Annotated in this window: 15 protein-coding genes; 5 read left to right on the top strand and 10 right to left on the bottom strand. The window is 41.1% G+C overall.

The features are described 5' to 3' along the window. Positions 1-4: 4 nt before the first annotated feature. Positions 5-1,411: an amino acid permease gene (locus MKL33_RS00170; RefSeq protein ID WP_014207418.1), complete on the bottom strand. Its 1,407-nt coding sequence runs from the start codon at positions 1,409-1,411 to the stop codon at positions 5-7. Between the two features lie 298 nt (positions 1,412-1,709). Then, complete coding sequence (locus tag MKL33_RS00165) at positions 1,710-3,233, bottom strand: alanine/glycine:cation symporter family protein (protein ID WP_014207419.1); 1,524 nt, start codon at positions 3,231-3,233, stop codon at positions 1,710-1,712. A gap of 344 nt (positions 3,234-3,577) precedes the next feature. Between MKL33_RS00165 and radA the strand changes: the two genes are divergently transcribed. Together radA and MKL33_RS00155 are read left to right on the top strand one after the other, a co-directional pair. Then, the gene (gene radA / locus MKL33_RS00160; protein WP_005073053.1) at positions 3,578-4,966 is read left to right on the top strand and encodes a DNA repair protein RadA; all 1,389 of its coding nucleotides are present in this window, start codon (positions 3,578-3,580) and stop codon (positions 4,964-4,966) included. An 82-nt stretch (positions 4,967-5,048) separates the two neighbouring features. Then, positions 5,049-6,020 carry a Tim44 domain-containing protein gene (locus MKL33_RS00155; protein WP_270906261.1) on the top strand — a complete coding sequence of 324 codons (972 nt, stop codon included), beginning with the start codon at positions 5,049-5,051 and terminating at the stop codon, positions 6,018-6,020. A 58-nt stretch (positions 6,021-6,078) separates the two neighbouring features. Here the strand turns inward: MKL33_RS00155 and epmA are convergent, their stop codons facing one another. The 5 genes from epmA to MKL33_RS00130 form a co-directional block, all read right to left on the bottom strand. Continuing rightward, entirely contained in the window at positions 6,079-7,053 is a 975-nt protein-coding gene (gene epmA, locus MKL33_RS00150; RefSeq protein ID WP_032057630.1) for an EF-P lysine aminoacylase EpmA, read from the bottom strand. Next, entirely contained in the window at positions 7,050-8,117 is a 1,068-nt protein-coding gene (locus MKL33_RS00145) for a 4-phosphoerythronate dehydrogenase (protein ID WP_270906260.1), read from the bottom strand. The genes epmA and MKL33_RS00145 overlap by 4 nt, the downstream gene beginning before the upstream one ends. Positions 8,118-8,220: 103 nt before the next feature. Beyond that, positions 8,221-8,613, bottom strand: coding sequence for a YkvA family protein (locus tag MKL33_RS00140; RefSeq protein WP_270906259.1), 393 nt, complete (start codon positions 8,611-8,613; stop codon positions 8,221-8,223). 119 nt (positions 8,614-8,732) lie between these two features. Further along, on the bottom strand, positions 8,733-9,524 hold the full coding sequence (gene fdhD / locus MKL33_RS00135) for a formate dehydrogenase accessory sulfurtransferase FdhD (RefSeq protein WP_270906258.1): 792 nt from the start codon (positions 9,522-9,524) through the stop codon (positions 8,733-8,735). Between the two features lie 78 nt (positions 9,525-9,602). Beyond that, positions 9,603-12,011, bottom strand: a complete 2,409-nt coding sequence (locus MKL33_RS00130) for an FdhF/YdeP family oxidoreductase (protein WP_270906257.1) — start codon at positions 12,009-12,011, stop codon at positions 9,603-9,605. Between the two features lie 399 nt (positions 12,012-12,410). Here MKL33_RS00130 and MKL33_RS00125 point away from each other — a divergent pair, with 399 nt between their 5' ends. Next, the gene (locus MKL33_RS00125; RefSeq protein ID WP_167563139.1) at positions 12,411-13,568 is read left to right on the top strand and encodes a glycerate kinase; all 1,158 of its coding nucleotides are present in this window, start codon (positions 12,411-12,413) and stop codon (positions 13,566-13,568) included. Here MKL33_RS00125 and MKL33_RS00120 read toward each other — a convergent pair. Further along, the gene (locus MKL33_RS00120) at positions 13,565-14,131 is read right to left on the bottom strand and encodes a TetR/AcrR family transcriptional regulator (RefSeq protein WP_167563138.1); all 567 of its coding nucleotides are present in this window, start codon (positions 14,129-14,131) and stop codon (positions 13,565-13,567) included. The two genes, MKL33_RS00125 and MKL33_RS00120, sit on opposite strands and share 4 nt — an antisense overlap. Before the next feature lie 122 nt (positions 14,132-14,253). On the opposite strand from MKL33_RS00120, the gene MKL33_RS00115 reads away from it, so the two are divergent. Continuing rightward, positions 14,254-15,036 (top strand): SDR family NAD(P)-dependent oxidoreductase, encoded by a 783-nt coding sequence (locus MKL33_RS00115; protein ID WP_068930097.1) that lies wholly within the window; start codon positions 14,254-14,256, stop codon positions 15,034-15,036. A 37-nt stretch (positions 15,037-15,073) separates the two neighbouring features. Next, positions 15,074-15,679 (top strand): nitroreductase family protein, encoded by a 606-nt coding sequence (locus MKL33_RS00110; RefSeq protein ID WP_060464886.1) that lies wholly within the window; start codon positions 15,074-15,076, stop codon positions 15,677-15,679. Positions 15,680-15,757: 78 nt separating this feature from the next. Here the strand turns inward: MKL33_RS00110 and adeE are convergent, their stop codons facing one another. Both adeE and adeD read right to left on the bottom strand, forming a co-directional pair. Next, positions 15,758-18,871 (bottom strand): multidrug efflux RND transporter permease subunit AdeE, encoded by a 3,114-nt coding sequence (gene adeE, locus MKL33_RS00105; protein ID WP_270906256.1) that lies wholly within the window; start codon positions 18,869-18,871, stop codon positions 15,758-15,760. A 9-nt stretch (positions 18,872-18,880) separates the two neighbouring features. Continuing rightward, complete coding sequence (adeD, locus tag MKL33_RS00100; RefSeq protein WP_270906255.1) at positions 18,881-20,005, bottom strand: multidrug efflux RND transporter periplasmic adaptor subunit AdeD; 1,125 nt, start codon at positions 20,003-20,005, stop codon at positions 18,881-18,883. Positions 20,006-20,058: the final 53 nt, after the last annotated feature.

Genomic DNA, 20,058 nt, shown 5'->3' with positions numbered 1-20,058 from the left:
TTAATTACTTTTTATGACGTGGTTTATAGAAGAAGAAATAACCAATGATCAAGATAACAAACCAAATTGGGCTGACTTTCAGCGCTTTGAACGTATCTGGTTCTAAAGACAACACATAAATCATGCCAATAAAGAAAATAATCGTGATCCAACATGTAAATAAGCCACCTGGCAATTTAAATGTTGATTTTGCATGTAGCTCAGGACGCGTAGTGTAGTAACGGATATAACTCCAGATAATGAGTAACCACACGCAAATGAACAGAATCGTTGAAAGCGTTGTTGCAAGTGTAAATGCCTCAACTGTATTTGGTACAAAATACTGTAATGCCGCACCTAACAATAAACACGCAGCAGAGAAATACAATGCATTTGCCGGTACCGCACGTCTGTTCAATTTACCAAAAGCTTTTGGTCCCTGATCTTCACGAGATAAACCAAATAACATACGGCTTGTTGAGAAGACACCACTGTTCATTGATGACATCACTGATGACAATACCACCAAGTTCATCAAAATCGCTGCTGCTGCCACACCTGCTTGACTGAACAAGTTTACAAATGGACTAATCGCTGGATCAATTTTATTCCAAGGCGTTACAGACATTACGATCAACAATGCCAATACGTAGAAAATAATGATACGGATTGGAATTGAGTTAATTGCTTTTGGTAAGTTACGTGCTGGATCTTTCGTTTCCGCAGCCGTTGTTCCCACAAGTTCCACACCAACAAAAGCAAAGATTGCAATCTGGAAGCCTGCCAAGAAACCATGTACACCTGTTGGGAAGAAACCACCGTTAGCCCAAAGATGAGTAAATGAAGCAACTTCACCTGTACTTGAGGTAAAGCCTGTAAAGATCATCCATAGACCCACAGCGATTAAAATAATAATCGCAAGAATCTTAATGAGCGCAAACCAGAACTCTAATTCACCAAACAAGCGAACTGTTAACAGGTTTAAACCCATAATAAATACAATCGCGGCAACACTGATCATTGCCCCTTCGACAGGCGAGAAAGGTAGACCATTATTGAAGAATTGTAAGTAGTAGATAATTGCAGAAAGGTCAGCGATACCAATCGTGATCCAACATAACCAGTATGTCCACCCTACAAAGTAACCCGCCCATGGACCGATTAAATCTGTTGTGAAGTCAATAAATGATTTATAGGCAAGGTTTGAAAGAAGTAATTCGCCAAGCGCACGCATGACAAAAAACACCATCACACCAATAATCAAATAAATGAATAAGATTGATGGACCAGCAAGGCTAATTGTTTTGCCTGATCCCATAAATAATCCAGTACCAATTGCACCACCAATCGCGATCAGCTGTAAATGCCGATTGGAGAGGCTTCGATGGAGCTCACCTTGTTCATGAGGCTCGCTCAGATTTTGATTCGACATTTGATAAATACACTCCAGTAATTTTTTTAGTCCGTTAGCTAAATTCAAATCAAAAAGACGATATCGCACCATTTGCAGGTATCTTTTAAATGTATATTTTTTGACAACTTTTCAGCTAACCAATTTGTCTGTATTGCTGATGATTCCAAGCTACATACAATTAAATCCGATAATACGCACAAGCCCCTAGCAATACAATGCACTTTTTTGGAACATCCAGTTTCTCATTTAATGATCAATCTCATATGAAAAAAGGTGGCCAATATGACCACCTTTTTAGCTATTTGATTGTTAAACTCTAGCTTCCTGTTTTCTTAACTTGCGCATTCAATTCTTGGTTTTTCTTCAAGCGCTCTTCCCAGAATGTCGCATTTTTAATTCCTAATTTAATAGGGTCAAATGTGTACTCTTTTACTCCCGCTTTTTGTTGTTCTTCGTAATCTTTTAACGCCTTAATCGTTGGTTTATAAATAAAGTACGTTACAACAATACCAATAATATTAATCCATGCCATTAAGCCAACACCAATATCACCAATACCCCAGATATAGCCTGTGGCACTCAGTAAACCATAACCTACAGCGAGAATGATTGAACATTTTACAATGAACAATAATGACGGTGATTTTGTAATGTAGCTCAAATAAGCAAGGTTTGTTTCTGCAATATAGTAATAAGCTACGATAGTGGTGAAAGCAAAGAAGAATACGGCTAAAGCAACAAAGATCTGACCAAAATTACCAAAAATAGTGCTCACCGCCATTTGTGTAAATGCAGGAGAACCAATTTCAGTCGAGGCAGGAACATTTTGAACAATGAATTGACCTGCTTCTAAAGCCCCCTGAACATTATATTGGCTTGTCATTAAAATCATAAATGCAGTAGCAGAACAAACAATTATACTATCAAAGTGAATTGAAAAAGATTGGACCAAACCTTGTTGAGCTGGATGTTGAACTTCTGCTGCCGCTGCTGCGTGTGGTCCTGTTCCTTGGCCTGCCTCATTGGCATAAACACCACGTTTTACCCCCCAACCGATTGCAGCACCAAGACCCGCCATTGGAGTAAATGCATCTGTAAAAATCAGGCTTAATACTTTTGGAAGATCTGAGATGTTAACCACAACAATAATAACAGCCATGAGGAAATAACCAATTGCCATGAAAGGTACAACCAGTTCAGCAAACTGAGCAATTCGTTTAATCCCACCGAAGATGAGGATAGCCAGTAAACCAATCACGACAACCAAAGCAACGAGTTTATAGACACCAACATCACCAAAAACAATTGCGCCTTCACCCGTAATCTGGGTAAATGCCTTACCTACTGCATTTGCTTGAATACCCGGTAAAAACAAACCACAAGCGACAATTGCTGCAATAGCAAATACAATTCCTAACCAACGCTGACCTAGTCCTCTATCAAAATAAAATGCTGGGCCACCGCGATATTGTCCTTGATACTCAACTTTATAAAGCTGACCGAGTGTCGATTCTACATAAGCTGTACCGGCACCAAAGAATGCAACCATCCACATCCAAAAAACTGCACCGGGTCCACCAAAGCCAATTGCTGCTGCAACACCCGCAATGTTACCTACACCAATACGACCTGCTAAAGATACTGATAATGCCTGAAAAGATGAAACGCCCTGCTCTGAAGAAGTACCTTTTATTAAAAGTCTAGCCATTTCCTTAATTTGGCGGACCTGAACAAATCTTGTCAAAATAGAAAAGAATAAACCAACGCCTAAACATAAATAGATAAGCGCCTTACTCCATATAATACTATTTACCCAATCAACAATTTCTGCTGCACTCATAGATATCAACCTTTTGTATTTCTAAAAATACAATACTCATATTATTTTGTTCGTTTTCACTTCAGCAATATCCATGCCATATCTATAATAAACAGCTAGATACATGCTCCAGTAAAAACACCTTCCTTGGGGAATAGATTAGATTTTTTATATCCATTGAAAACAAACTTTATCTGACTTGTAAAAATCCAATATCGTGTTATTTTTGATGTCTTTCCCTTATTAGTTCCTTAGAAGATCCCTTCAAATTTCCTCATTATCTTTTATGAAAATTTTAGGAAACAAGAACGAAGAACTTCCTAAGAACTATATTTATATAATATCGAGCAAAATTTCAATTTTTTATGAGTAAAGTCAAAACTGTTTACCGTTGCGAGCAATGTGGTGCCGATCATCTTAAATGGGCTGGTCAATGCTCAGAGTGTGGTGAATGGAATTCTCTGACTGAAGTTAAACTTGAGCCAACCACTGCTCACCGTGCACGTCCTAAAATTGGGGGCTATGCGGGCCAAGTTGCTAATATTACAACACTAAATAAAGTTTCCGTTTCTCATGAAACCCGCTTACCTACAGGCATTAGCGAATTTGACCGAGTGCTTGGCGGCGGTTTGGTGACAGGTTCTGTGGTGCTGATTGGTGGTGACCCCGGTATTGGTAAATCAACCATTCTTTTGCAAACCGCAACGCACATGGCAAGCGCAAAAAGCTCTGCACTTTATATTACGGGTGAGGAATCTTTATCTCAGGTGGCGCTTCGTGCGCAACGTCTTGACCTACCAACCGACCAATTAAAAGTCATGGCTGAAACCTGTGTAGAACGCATTTGTGAAGTTTTAGAACAAGAAAAACCTGTAGTCGCTATTCTAGATTCGATTCAAACACTTTATACAGAAACCCTCCAATCTGCTCCGGGTGGTGTTTCACAAATTCGTGAATCTGCTGCTTTATTAACCCGTTATGCAAAAAATAGTGGCACAGCACTATTCATTGTTGGCCATGTGACCAAAGAAGGTGCACTGGCAGGTCCGCGTGTTTTAGAGCATATGGTGGACTGCGTACTTTACTTTGAAGGTCAATCAGACTCTCGCTATCGCATGATTCGTGCTGTTAAAAACCGTTTTGGTGCAGTGAATGAGCTTGGCGTATTTGGCATGACTGATAAAGGCTTACGTGAAGTGGCCAATCCTTCTGCTATTTTCCTAAGTCGTTATGATGAAGCGATTCCCGGCTCAATTGTCATGATTAGCCGTGAAGGAACTCGCCCTCTTTTGGTTGAAGTGCAAGCTTTAGTTGATGATGCTCAAGGACAACCACGACGTGTTGCACTTGGTCTTGAACAAAACCGTTTAAATATGCTGCTTGCTGTAATGCATCGTCATGGCGGCGTGCAAACCACTGGACAAGATGTATACGTCAACATTGTAGGTGGCTTAAAAATTACCGAAACAGGTTCTGATTTGGCTGTTTTACTTGCATGTGCTTCAAGTTTACGTACCAAAGCCTTGCCCCAACAGCTTGCAGTTTTTGGTGAAGTTGGTCTTTCTGGTGAAATTCGCCCTGTTCCTAACGGTCAGGAACGCTTAAAAGAAGCAGCAAAACATGGCTTTAAATATGTCATTTTACCAAGAGGAAACGCTCCACAAAAGGCAATTCCGGGCGTACAAGTTATTGCTGTTGCGCGCTTGCATGAAGCATTGACAGAAGCTATGCAACTCAGTGATGAATTGACATAAAAAAACATACTTTTATAGTTGAAATTTAGAGTAAAAGCCTGCATAAATACTATTACAAATTAACTTTAAACAGGAATTTCCTATGGAAGTACACCAGCGTGGCTTGATTACCGGTATTTTAATGGCTGCTTTAGCAATTTCTCCTCTTGCTGAAGCTAAACGTGCAGGTGGTGGTAAAAGCCACGGTATGGCACGTTCGACTACTTCAAGCCAGTCTTATCAACAACCTCGTCAAGTGACTCCAGTTCAACAAACCACTACAGCGCCTCAGAAATCTGGTCCAGGCGTTGGTTCAATGGTTGCAGCTGGTGTGGCTGGTGCTGCCGTAGGTGCTGTTGCAGCAAATGCTTTAGCTGATGACAAACCGACATCAACTGAACAGCAAGCTACTCAGGCTCAAGCTCAAGAAGAGAAAAAAGGTGGAATCCCAGGTTGGATTTGGGTATTGCTTGCCGCAGCTATTGCTTTCTTTGTATTCCGTAAATTGGGATCAAAAAAAAAATTAGCAGGTAACAACCCTTACGCACCAAATAGTAACGGTCAAAACCCATTTGGCCGTTCTGCTGCACCACAAGCAGCTCCACGTAATACTAGCGATAATACAAATATCTTTGGTCAATCTGTGGGTGGCAGTGCAGCAACGCAAGCGCCTTTTGGTGGTGTAACCACGAGCAATGGCAATCAACTTCCAGATGGTAGTGAACCAGCTGCGTTCTTACGTATTGCACGTCAACGTTTTAATCACATCCAATCGATGAATACTGCAAGTAATATTGAAGAAATTCGCCGTTACTTAACACCAGAACTTTATAGCTCTATGTATAACGACATCATGGAAAACCAAGATCAAGACGTTGCTGAATTTAGTAACTTGAATGCGATGGTTGTAGACAGTGCAACTGAAAATGGTCAATACGTAGTAAGCGTACGTTTCACTGGTACAGTAAGTGAAGACCTAAACAGCTTGCCACAACCGTTTACCGAAATCTGGCATTTTGTTAAGCCTGCTGGCTCTCAACAAGACTGGGTTGTTGCAGGTATTCAACAAGCTTAAGCTAAATAAATCCTAAATAAAAAAGCCACAATATTGTGGCTTTTTTATTTATCAGCGTTTAAGCAATTTCTGCAGGAAAGGTCACTACTTTTTCAATTTTGACCTGATCTGTTGCAACCATGAGTAAACGGTCTATACCTAAAGCGATACCTGAACATTCCGGCATATGAGGCAATGCTGCTAACAGATGCTCATCTAAAGGCATAACATGAAGCCCTTGCTTAGCACGCTCTGCATTATCTGCTTCAAAGCGTGAACGCAACACATCTGCATCGAGTAATTCATCGTATGCATTTGCCAACTCTAAGCCTTCAATATAAACCTCAAAACGCGCCGCAACCTCTTCCCCGTCTTCATCGACTTTCACTTTTGCCAAAGAGGCCATTTCTGGTGGAAAGTCTGTTAAAAAAACTGGAGCATCAAAACCCAAACTTGGTTCAACAAAATGAGAAAATAACAAATCCATATAAGCTAGGCGATCATCGCCCAAGTCGAGATTTAATCCCACACGATTTGCCGTATCTTTGAGTTGTTTCAAAGTTGCCTGCAAAGGGTTGATATCAAGACGATCTTGAAAGGCATGCTTATAACTTAAAATAAATGGACGAACTTCGCCAAAACGATGCTGCAAACAGGTTTGCAATAAATCGGCTGTTTCATGCATTAACGCTTTTAAGTCTAGACCGGGGCGATACCATTCAAGCATGGTAAATTCACTGTTGTGTTTACGCCCGTGTTCATCATCTCGGAACACCTTACAAATCTGATAAATCGGCCCACTACCGCTCGCCAATAAACGTTTCATGGCAAACTCTGGTGAAGTCTGTAAATATTGAGTTTGCAATTTGCCGTTAATATGACGCAAAGCCTGAACTGAAGCTAAATGTACATCGGTGACACCTGCCTGTGAAACGATTGGTGTTTCGACTTCCATGACATCACGTTCAGCAAAAAACTGACGAATTTGGGTATAGAGCTTGGCACGTGCTTTTAAGGCATCAATTGAACAAGTAGGTTGATAACTTAAACTCATGCCTGTGGTCCCCCATGTGCTGCCCATTCACGGCGCAGCGGATAATTCTTACGTAATAAATCAAATGCTTTTTGCTCTACTTTGCCATCTTTAATGCAGGCACGAATGTTGGCATCATCTTGAGCAATATCATAAATCTGAGCTAACTTTTGCTTTAACACTGCTTTTAAATCATGTCCTGAAAAATCGTCTTCGCATGCAGGTAACTGAGTTTCAAAACGCTTATTCATGTCATATCCAAACTTTTGACAAAAAGCTTCATAAATCATTTGTGTACCACGAGCTTTTCCTTCAAGGCTATAACCAGCAATATGCGGTGTTGCTAAAGCCAACATGTCTATAAGTTCTTCTGATATGACTGGTTCATGCTCAAATACATCAAGCACCACTTTACGCTGTGTACGTTGAATGTCTTCCATTAAAGCGGCTTCTTTCACGACTGGACCACGTGCACTATTAATTAAAATCGTGTCAGGTTGAAGTGCTGCAAAAGCTTTTTCATCAAACAAATGATATGTCGGATGTTCACCGTTTTTGGTCAGCGGCACATGAATTGAAATGGCATTGGCTTGTTGCAACAGAGTTTCTAAGCTTACATTTTCAATTGAATCTAACTGTACATATGGGTCAAAGCCAATTACATTCCAACCAAGTAACTGAGCCATATAGGCCAAGCGCTTACCGACATTGCCAAGGCCAACAATACCTAGGGTAAATTTTTCTTGTTGTTCTAAAAGGTTTGCATCTAAATGAAGTAAAGCAGTAATGACATATTCAGCCACCGCTTGCGCATTACAACCAGCCGCATTTGCCCATGTAATTCCTTGTTTTTCTAACGCTGCAATATCTAAATGATCGGTCCCAATTGTGGCACTGCCCACATATTTTAATGCTGTGTTTTCAATTAAACTTGCGTTAACCGCAGTAACCGAACGAACCAATAAAGCTTCAGCATCTTTTACATCTGCATGGGTTAAAGTGCGCCCTGCTTTGTGTTGAATATCGCCAAACTCAGAAAAAAAGTAATCGGTAAATGCCAAATTTTCATCTGCGACGATTTTCATTGTCTGCAACCCATAGCTTATAAAAACGTTATTATCCTTTGAGTTGTAGCAAAGCACAATGTTAAGGGTATAAATTAGTATAGGGTCTCAAGACTCAGTTTAGTTACAACCCACCACCAAAATAAAAGTAAGCCATGACAGCGAGTGTGAGCCAAATTAAAATAATGAGTACGGCAACCAAATAGTTTTTTGGTCGTTTTTCATGTTCATCCAGCCATTCTTCAGATTGTTGTTCAGCATCGAAAATGACTTGTTGAGGTGTAAAACGAACTGCTAACCAAATCAGTATTGGTAAAATGATGGCATCATCAATAAAGCCCAAAATAGGAATAAAATCTGGAATTAAGTCGATGGGGCTAAACGCGTAAGCCACAGCCACCACAGCAATAATTTTGGGTAACCACGGCATTTGAGGATGCCTTGAGGCAAACCAAAGCATAATAATTTGCTTCTTTAGACCTTTTGCCCATTCTTTTATTGATTGTAACCAAGACATTTGGACAGACTCTGAACCTTTAGAGTTTTATAATAATCCATAAAACCTATCCTTAGCTTAAAAGCCAAAGAAATGTCAGATGAGCTTTATTTTAGGTCCATCACCTTGAACAATATATTTTAAATTTCTGTATATAAAACAAATCTATCTCCCCTACAAAAACTCGCCAAAGTCAGGCCAGATTGTTTGGCTAATTGAATAGCCATGCTGGTAGGTGCTGAAATTGATGCCAGTAGACTTATATTCAGCTGAGCACATTTTCGTATCAGTTCATAACTTGCCCGACTGGTCATCACCACAAAACCTAAACTGGTGTCGTAGTTTTCTTGCGCTAAATAACCGAGTAATTTATCTAAAGCATTATGGCGGCCGACATCTTCAAATAAAGCGACGATGTGACCATCAACCACCCATGCTGCGGCATGTGCGCCACCCGTTAAAGCGGTAATTTCTTGCTGGGCTTTTAAGTGGGAAATGGCACTCGGAATTTGCTCAAGCCATATTTTTGATGCATGTGTTGTAATTTTTGGAACATCTAACTGAAACTGCTCTAAGCTTTCAATTCCACATAAACCACAGCCTGTACGGCCTACCATCATGCGGCGGTGTTCTTTTAAGGCAGCAAATGCTCTCGATGAAATGGTCATTTCCACCGTAATACCCAATTCATTTTGATGTACATCAAGCGCATATAGCTCTTTTAAGCTAGTTAAAATGCCTTCTGAGAGACTAAAACCTTTGGCAAATAAATCAACATCGGTCGGTGTCGCCATCATCACCGCATGCGAAATGCCGTTATACACCAAGGCAATTGGGTACTCTTGCACAATATGATCTAAAACATTTTCAGAGTCGGTTTTGTTAAACCGCTGTACTGGTAATGTTTCAACCCCATAAGAATGTGGTGTCAAAATTATTTCCTTTATTTCAAAATGGCGCTTGTTTAGAGCGCCATTTGTTTAGATGACATTTTTTAATATTGCCTTTGATTAAAGGTTGCTTACTTTCTTATCGGCATCTTCAGGGGCTACTGCGGTTGCCAAGTTAAAATGCTCTGGCGCATTTCCGGGATGCAAAATCACAGGAACGCTTTTTGAAGCAGGAATCTTGGCATATTTATCATGACTACTTAATGCCACCAAAGGATTAGTTTCTGGATAGTAAGCGGCTAAACTGCCTCGCGGAATGTTGTACGGCACAATACGGAAACTATGCACGATACGTTTCACACCGTCCGAGAAAACACTTTCAATATCGACCCATTGGTTTGCTTCGAAACCAGCTTCATCAATATCAGCTTGGTTCATAAACAACACACGGCGCTGACCAAACACTCCGCGGTAACGGTCATCTAGACCATAAAGTGTCGTGTTGTATTGGTCATGAGAACGCGTGGTCATTAAGGTATAAACTTTACTGTCGGTATATGCGGCAGCGTACTGATTTTCTTTATCGGCATAGACTTCACTCAGCGGTGTAATCATAAACTGCGCTTTACCACTTTTTGTATTCCAGATGTGCTGATTGGCTGGATGTTCAAGGTGGAAGCCACCCGGCTTATAGACACGTAAATTAAAGTCATGGAACTCATCAAATACATCGGCAATTGAGTCACGAATACGGTCATAGCTTTCGATATACCATTTCCACTTAATTTGGCTGTCTGGAAGCACTGCTTCAGCCATTCGGGCGACGATATCTGGTTCAGACAAAATATTGTCAGAAATTGGAGCGTTACGCCCTGCTGACAAATGAATATTACTCATCGAATCTTCGACTGAAATTGCCTGTGGGCCATGAAGCTGCTCATCAATTTCGGTACGCCCTAAACATGGCAAAATAAGTGCATTTTTACCACACACCAAATGGCTACGGTTTAACTTGGTTGCGACATGAACGGTTAAATTACACTTTCTAAGTGCTTCTTGGGTATGCGGCGTATCTGGCGTTGCAACTGCAAAGTTCCCACCCAAACCAATAAAGACTTTGACCTCGCCTTCAGCCATGGCTTTAATGGTCTCAACAACACCATGCCCATTTTTTCTCGGTGATTTAATTCCAAATACGCGGTCAATGTTATCGAGTAATTTAGGGCTAGGCAGTTCATTAATACCCATGGTTCGGTCGCCTTGCACGTTACTGTGTCCACGAACTGGACATAGCCCTGCACCCGGTCTGCCAATTTGTCCACGCGCCAACAATAAATTTGCCAGCATATGTACGTTAGCTGTGCCGTGGCGATGCTGGGTAATCCCCATACCCCAACAGAAAATTGAACGCTCTGATTCTAAAAAGAGTTTGGCGAGTTTTTCTAAATGTTCAGGCGATAACCCTGAGTGTTTATAAATATCTGCCCATTCAGTTCTTTCAACCTCAGCAATCATTTCATCAAAACCAACGGTATTAACCGCAATAAAGTTTCGGTCAAAAACGCTTGGTTTACCTGAGGCAAGTGCTTTTTTATCCCACTCATTTAAGTGCTTTAACATCCCTAACATTAGTGCATAGTCGCCCCCAATTTTAGGTTGGAAATAATAACGACTAATTGGCGTACTACCGTTAGTCATCATTTCAAGAGGTGCTTGTGGGTCTTGGAAACGCTCAAGACCTCGCTCTTTAATTGGGTTAATCGCAATAATGTTGCCGCCGCGTTTAGATACTTCACGTAAAGTACCTAACATACGTGGATGGTTGGTGCCGGGGTTGTGCCCAAAACTAAAAATAGCATCGGCTAAGTCAAAATCTTCTAGGGTGACTGTGCCTTTTCCTAAACCAATCGAGTCAAGCAAACCAACACTTGTGGTTTCATGGCACATGTTCGAGCAGTCTGGAAAGTTATTTGTACCAAAGCTTCGCACAAATAATTGATATAAAAATGCTGCTTCGTTACTGGCACGGCCAGAGGTATAAAATGCCGCTTGGTCTGGGTTGTCTAGCGCATGTAAATGTTCAGCAATGAGTTTAAACGCATCGTCCCATGAAATAGGCAAATATTTATCGGTTGCAGCATCGTAGCGAACTGGGTCTGTTAAGCGACCTAAGTCTTCGAGGAAAAAGTCACTTTGCTCTGATAACCAACTGACCGTATGCCCTGCGAAATATTCAGGAGTCACTGTTTTACTGGTTGCTTCAAAAGCAACTGCTTTTGCACCATTTTCACAGAAGTTAAAGGCATGAGCATCTTTCTTTTCTGGCCATGCACAGCCGGGACAGTCAAAACCTGTAGGTTGGTTAATGTTGAGTAAGGTAATTGAACCTTTACCTAAAATATCTTGTCGCTTTAAGTTTCGAGCAACGCTGAGGAGTGCGCCCCACCCGCCAGCAGGATGAGTGTATGGCTCAATTCGCGCAAAACCGTTATTTTGCTGTATATGCTTTTGTTCTTCTGAATTATCCACTTTTTCATCCTCTTATTTCTTCTTAGGCATTCAACAGATCCAATAAAACCACAATTTAATTATGCTTATATTAAGAATCGCTGCTGTCTATCTTATGGGCAGAGTCCGCTTGGTATGTTATTCACCATATTTTAAAAAGCTGGCTCAACTGTTCTTATAATATGTGCCATATTTTTTACAATTACAATCATTCAAGCCAACCACGCTATTTATAGAAAAATATATAAAACAATGGGTTAAAAAGTTAGAAACTCCGCCTTTTACAGATCAAAACATTATTAATTTTCATTCTTAACAGAAGATAAACTCTTTAAAATTGATGCTTACATGTCTTTATGTATGGTTTTTTTGGATTAAGCAGTATAAAACAATTAAAAATCTATCCACATTAGAGCACTTATGAAGGTTGTGATCGCCCCTGATTCATTTAAAGACAGCTTAACTGCTTTAAACGTAGCTCAGGCCATTGCCAAAGGATGGCAAGAAATTTTTCCTCATGCGGAAACTGTTTTATGTCCAATGGCAGATGGCGGTGAAGGAACCATTGAAGCTGTTTTAGAAGTCTGCGATGGTCAATGGCGTGAAAAAACTGTAGTCGGGCCATTAGGTCAGCCTGTTCAAGCCAAATGGGGATGGTTAGAAAAACAAAGAATTGCCATCATTGAAATGGCTCAAGCGAGCGGCATACAGTTAATTCCACCGTCTGAGCGGGATGCTTGCCACAGTACAACATTTGGAACGGGCCAGCTCATTTTGGATGCTTTAGACGCAGGTGCAAAAGATATTATTTTAACTGTGGGAGGCAGTGCTACCAATGATGGCGGCACAGGATTACTGAGTGCTTTAGGTGCTGTTTTGCTCGATGCCAACCAAAAGGTTTTATCCGCAGGTGGTCTCGCTCTAAGCAGCCTATCAAAAATTGATTTAACACATTTCGACTCACGTATTCAGCAGACGAGGTTTTTACTAGCAGCCGATGTGACCAATCCACTTTGCGGTCCAAACGGCGCATCTCATATTTTTGGCCCACAAAAAGGGGCTTCCCCTACTCAAGTAAAGTTACTTGATCGAGCTCTTGCCCATTTTGCCGATGTCTCGGCACAACTTTTAGGTTTCGATAAACGAGATGAAGCAGGCTCTGGCGCTGCTGGCGGTTTGGGCTTTGCAGCCAAAACTTATTTAAATGCAGATTTTAAAGCTGGCGTTAAAGTCGTGGCGGAACTGAATCAGCTTGAGCATAAAATTTCTGACGCAGATTGGGTCATTACCGGTGAAGGTAAATTTGACCAACAAACCTTAAGCGGTAAAACCGTTTTTGGGGTAAGCCAAATTGCCAAAGCCCACAATGTTCCTGTCATTGTGATTGCAGGAACTTTAGGCCAAGGCTATCAAGCACTTTATGAGCACGGCGTTACGGCTGCTTTCTCATTAGCAAATGGCCCGATCACATTAGAACAAGCCTGCGAACATGCGGCAGAACTCATTTATGAAAGAACAGTCGATATTGCGAGGTTAATTCAGTTTAGCCAAAGCAGCTTAAAAGATAAAAAAGTTTAATCGGCTAACTTTAAAAGATTCTCTTTACAGCTTTCCAATATTTCATCGCTAAGCACAGATTGGTCTGGGCATGCGCGAGACAAGGCAATTGACCCCACAGATTGAGCAAGAATATTAATAGCTTGCTTTCTCAACTCTTCTATTTCTAAAGAAACTTGTTTTGCTCGTTCATTCATAATGAACTGAATAAGTTGCTCAATGCCCTCTTCAAATTCGACTTTTACTTCGTCTGGTTGTCTTGCAGCATCACAAGATAATGCTGTTAAGGTGCAGCCCAAATCTCGGTTGTCTCGATGAGTGCGAGACACATAAAGCTGAATAAATTGAGTTAAGTTTAAGCCTTCTATTCTTTTTAAGACTTGCTCAAGCCCATGTTTAACAGTAATTGAGACAAGGTCTGTTTTCGAGCTGAAATGTTTATAAAACCCACCGTGGGTAAAGCCTGCGCTAGACATTAATTCAGCAATGCCGACACCGTCGTAGCCTTTGCTACGAAACAGTTGAGTCGCCTTCTCGACAATTTTTTCTCGGTTTTCTTTTACCTTAGTTTTACTGACTTTCATGTTGGCCTACCCACTTTTACTCACCCTACTCGTCATAATTATACATTGATTATGATTGACATCAAAAATTATATATTTTAGATTATAATCATCATCTAAAAATTAAAGCGTGGAGACATCACATGTCAGCTCAATCAAAAGTACTTATTACAGGGGCTTCATCAGGAATTGGTTCTGTCTATGCAGACCGATTTGCTCAACGTGGCCATAACTTAATATTGGTTGCACGAGACACAAACCGCCTAGATAAAATCTCGAAGGACCTTCAAGAAAAATACGGCGTACAAGTCGAGTTCATTCAAGCCGATCTATCAAACGATCAAGACATTAGTAAAATTGAAGATGTACTCAAAAACGATGCTGATATTGAAATTTTGGTAAATAATGCTGGTATTGCACTAAACGGAACCTTTTTAACTCAAGATATTAAAGATATTGAAAAACTCATTACTTTAAATATGACTGCGGTTGTTCGTTTGTCTCATGCAATTTCGCAATCACTTATACATAAAGGTAAAGGTGCAATTATTAATTTAGGTTCTGTGCTTGGATTAGCCCCTGAATTAGGTTCTACCATTTATGGGGCAAGTAAATCTTTCATCCAATTTTTTAGCCAAGGCCTATATTTAGAATTAAAAGATCATGGCGTGCATGTTCAAGCCGTGTTGCCTTCTGCAACTAAAACCGAAATTTGGGAACGTTCAGGCATCGACTTAAGCCAAGTTCCACCATTAATGGATGTCAATGATTTGGTCGATGCGGCTCTGATTGGTTTTGACCGCAAAGAAACGATTACAATTCCTGTGCTGAAAGACGAAAATCAATGGAATAATTTTGAAAAATCACGTATCACATTACTACCAAACTTTTCTTCGGCTGATGTAGCCCAACGTTATAAAAACTAACGAGTACCGCTACCCAACTCTTAAGTAGGAAAATCTTATGAATGTTATTGATGCCATCCGTAACCGCCGCGCAGTTAAACGCTTCGACCCTGCTTTTCAACTTTCTGAAGATAACAAAAAGCAGTTGTTGCAAGAAGTTTTAGCAAATGCGCCAAGCGCTTTTAACTTACAACATTGGCGTCCAGTCATCATTGAAGATACTGAGTTAAGACAAAAAATTCGCACCATTGCTTGGGATCAACCACAAGTTACAGAATCATCATTACTAATTGTGTTGTGTGCAAAAGTAAATACATGGGAAGTTGATGCTAAGCGTGTGTGGGATGGCGCGACTCCAGAAGTACAAAATATTATGGTTGGCGCAATTGACCAATATTACCGTGACCGTCCACAAACCCAACGTGACGAAGTTATGCGTAGTGCAGGTATTTTTGCTCAAACCTTGATGCTTCTTGCTCAAGAGCATGGTTTAGACAGTTGCCCTATGGATGGTTTTGACTTTGACGCAATGGCGAAGCTCATTAACTTACCTGAAGATCACGTGGTATGTTTAATGATTGCTGTTGGTAAGTCAGCTTCCGAACCTTACCCACGCGTGGGCAAACTTCCTTACGACGATGTCATTATTCAAAATACATTCTAAGTTTTTAGTCAGATTTTAGGCCCTCATGCTATTTATAGCATGAGGGCCTAATTGTTAATGACATTCTGTTTTGTAAAATCATTTTGCCTTTTTGGTGTTTAACTTATTGGTTAAACGACGAACTAAAAGAAAAAATAAAGGCACAAAGAAAATAGAAAGTAGAGTTCCCGAAATCATCCCACCAGTTACGGCGATACCAATTTCTTTTCGGCTAACAGCCCCTGCTCCTGTAGATACAGCCAATGGAAGAACACCTGCAACAAAAGCCAGAGATGTCATAATAATTGGCCGTAATCGCTGACCCGCACCTTCAATAATAGCGTCCATTAATGCCTGACCAGCCTCTAACTTGGCTGCCGCAAATTCAACAATCAAAATGGCATTTTTGGCAGAAAGCCCAATGGTGGTAAGCATAGCGACCTGAAAGTAAATATCGTTAACAAAACCTGCCAGACTTGCAGCAACTACAGCCCCAATAAGACCTAAAGGAATCACTAGCATGACAGAGAGAGGAATAGACCAACTTTCATAAAGTGCTGCCAAACATAAAAAGATAAAGATGATTGAGGCTAAATATAACCAGATCGTTTGGCCACCCGCTAGTTTCTCTTGATAAGACAACCCACTCCACTGAAGATTAAAACCTTGTTGTTGGTCTACTAACTGCTGCATCTTATCCATAGCCCCACCAGAACTCTCACCAGCTGCCGCAGAGCCTTGTATTTGAACGGCTGAAAGACCGTTAAAGCGTTGCAGCATTTGAGGGCCCATCTGCCATTTCACAGAAGAGAAGCTAGAAAATGGCGTCATCTCACCAGTAGCACCGCGAACATACCATTGCCCAATATCTTGAGGTAAGGAACGATAGATTACCTCTCCTTGCAAATAAACTCGCTTAACACGTCCCTGATCTATGAAATCGTTAATATAAGATCCGCCCCACGCCGATGAGAGCGTATTACTAATATCTGCTTGGGCTAATCCAAGAGCACTGGCTTTTCTTTGATCGATATCGACTTGTAACTGGGCTTTATCTTCTAAGCTATTTAAACGTACTGCAGCTAGGCCAGAATCAGCATTTGCTGCTTTTAACACATTATTTTGTGCTGCGAGTAAAGCATCTCGTCCTTTATTTTCAGCATCTTGCAACCAAAATTCAAAGCCACTAGATTGCCCAAGGCCTCTTACAGCAGCGGGTGAAAGTACCTGAACACGTGCGTTACGCAGTGACTTAAAATGTGCATTTGCACGAGCAATCACAGCTTCGGCTGTATTTTCACTACCTTCTCGGTCATCCCAATGTTTGAGTCCGGCAAATGCCATTCCCACATTTTGCCCACTGCCTGCGTTATTTCTACCCATCACCATGAAAATCACATTGAGATTATTCTTTTCTTTCGTCAAAAAGTAATCTGCAATCTGATTACCAACCCGCTCTGTTTCAGCTAGTGTCGTGCCTACAGGCGTACTAAATTGAACCATAACCGAGCCTTGGTCTTCTTGTGGTAAAAACCCCGTATTCATACGCGTATATTGCCAACCTAACAAAGCTGTAATACCTACGAATATGATCATAAAGACTTTGGGTTTACCTAAAACAGCAACTAGCTTTGTGCGGTAGCCTGACTGCCCTTGTTCGACTTTACGATTGAACCAAGTAAAGAATTTTCTCTGCTTATGTTTTTCATTTGCAGGTTTGAGTAATGTTGCACATAACGCAGGTGAAAGTGTTAAAGCAACAATTGCAGAAAGTACCATTGCCGATACGAGCGTTACCGAGAACTGGCGATAGATAATCCCGACGGAACCACCAAAAAATGCCATAGGTAAAAATACTGCTGCGAGTACCATGGCAATACCCACGAGCGCACCCGATATCTCCTGCATTGAAATTAGGGTGGCTTGCCGAGCATCAAGATTTTGCTCATGCATAACCCGCTCGACATTTTCTACAACGACAATCGCGTCATCTACCAGTAAACCAATTGCGAGTACCATCGCAAACAAAGTCAGTGTATTAATGCTATAGCCAAGTACGCTCAACACACCAAATGTTCCTAACAATACAACTGGAACAGCAATTGCCGGAATTAAAGTCGCACGCCAGCTCTGCAAAAATAAGAACATGACAATAATAACGAGAACAATCGCTTCAGCTAAAGTTTTAATCACCCCATTTACCGAAGCTTCTACAAATGGCGTACTGTCGCGTGGGTATGCAACTTTTAAACCCGCTGGCATAGAGGCAGTTAACCGTGTGACTTCAGCTTTAACTCGTTCAGCCGTTTCTAATGCATTGGCACCAGATGCAAGCTGAATAGACATACCCGAAGCTGGCTCTCCATTCAAACGTGTAGAAGTCTGATAACTCTCTGCACCACGCTCGACTCGAGCAACATCTTTAAGTAATACAACCGCACCATTGGTTTGTGTGCGCAAAATAATATTTTCAAATTGGCTCACGGTTTGTAACCGAGATAATGCTGTTACTGTTGCATTTAAAGCCTGCCCATCACGCGTGGGTAATGCGCCCAATTCTCCTGCTGTAATTTGAGTGTTTTGTGCTTCAATTGCAGTTCTAACATCTGATGGCATTAATCCATAACTGTTTAATTTATGAGGATCAAGCCAGATGCGCATTGCATATTGAGCACCAAATACGGTGATTTCACCCACTCCATCGACCCGACTTAATGGGTCTTGCAGTGTACTCACCATATAGTCAGATATGTCGACAGAAGATCTAGTCCCACTTTCATCGTAAAGCGCAAAGACCAGTAAACTATCACCCTGTGACTTTGTTACAGTGATCCCTTGCTGCTGAACCTCTTGAGGCAATCGACTCAGCGCCTGATTCACAGCATTTTGCACCTGCACCTGAGCAGTGTCAGGATTGGTATTTTGATCAAAACTAAGACTTATGCGTGCTTGACCCGCCGAACTACTACTCGATGAAAAATAAAGTAGACCATCAATCCCTTTAATTTGTTGCTCCAAAATCTGGGTAACACTGTCTTCAACAGTTTTGGCAGATGCTCCCGGATAGTTTGCAGTAACATTTACACCCGGTGGTGCAATGTCAGGATATTGCTCAATGGGTAACGTTAAAATCGAAATCGTCCCCAATGCCATAATACAAATAGAGAGGACCCAAGCAAAAATAGGTCGTGCAATAAAAAAACTCGACAACATACGCAATCCTCAACTCATTGGGGTAGGTTTAATCGTCATGCCGGCACTTAAGCCTTGCAGACCCTCAACAATGACTTGATCTCCTGCTTTCAAGCCAGAGGTCACTAACCAACGATTATCAATTGCATCGCCTAGAGTAATTTTTCGTTGCTCGGCTTTATTATCTTTTCCAACAATCCAAACAAGTGGATTTCCTTTTGCGTCTCGGAACAGCGCACCTTGAGGAATTAAGACGCAGTTAGGACGTGTTCCCGTTCCAAGTTCTGCCCGCACATACAGGCCGGGCAATAACGCATTATTGGGATTGGGAAATGCTGCACGTAAGGTGACACTTCCGGTCGCCTCATCTACAGCAACATCACTAAACTTAAAAGTCCCCTGTTCTGCATAGGCAGTGCCATTCTCAAGCTTCAAACGTACTGAAAGTTCAGTCGGTTTTATTCCATTTTCAGTAAGCTGTTTACGCAGTGCCATGTATTCATCACTCGACTGAGTCAAATCGACATACATGGGGTCCAGTTTTTGAATCGTTGCTAAAGGATCTGTTTGAGCAGAGGTGACTAAAGCCCCACGTGTAATGGATGAACGCCCTATTCGTCCTGAAATTGGCGCACTAACTTGTGTGTAACGTAAATTGGTTCGTGCTGTTTTCAGTACAGCTTCATTTACGGCAACAGTCGCTTTCGCTTGCTCATATGCACTTTGAGCATTATCAAGCTCTTGTTGACTCACCCCATTTACTTTAATTAATTCTTTATAACGCTCGGCTTGAAGGCGAGTCGAATTTACAGTGGCTTTTGCTAATGCAAGATTACCAGCGGCTTCATCCACACTATCCCGATAGAGTGATGAATCAATTTTATAAAGTGGCTGCCCTTTGTTTACTTGCGTGCCTTCCTTAAATAATTGCTCTATTACTACTCCATTGACTTGTGGACGGACCTGAGAAATTTCAGAGGCCACCGTTCTACCAGCCAATTGATAGGTAGATTCAATCGTCTCTGGTTTTATAGTGATCGTACCCACCTGCTGAATATTTTTAGGGGCAGGCTGATCAGAATCACATCCATTAAAAAAAACAAATAAAGGCAATAAATATATAAACTTACGGTAATTAAAACTTAGATCAAGCATATCTGGGACCCCAGACTTATAGACAATTTATTTACTTTACTGTAAAGTAAATA

Origin of the sequence: Acinetobacter sp. AOR43_HL, assembly GCF_027854635.1 — a bacterium.
In the GTDB taxonomy this organism is placed as follows: Bacteria; Pseudomonadota; Gammaproteobacteria; order Pseudomonadales; family Moraxellaceae; genus Acinetobacter; species Acinetobacter pittii.
This window is presented reverse-complemented; position numbering and strand designations above follow the sequence as displayed.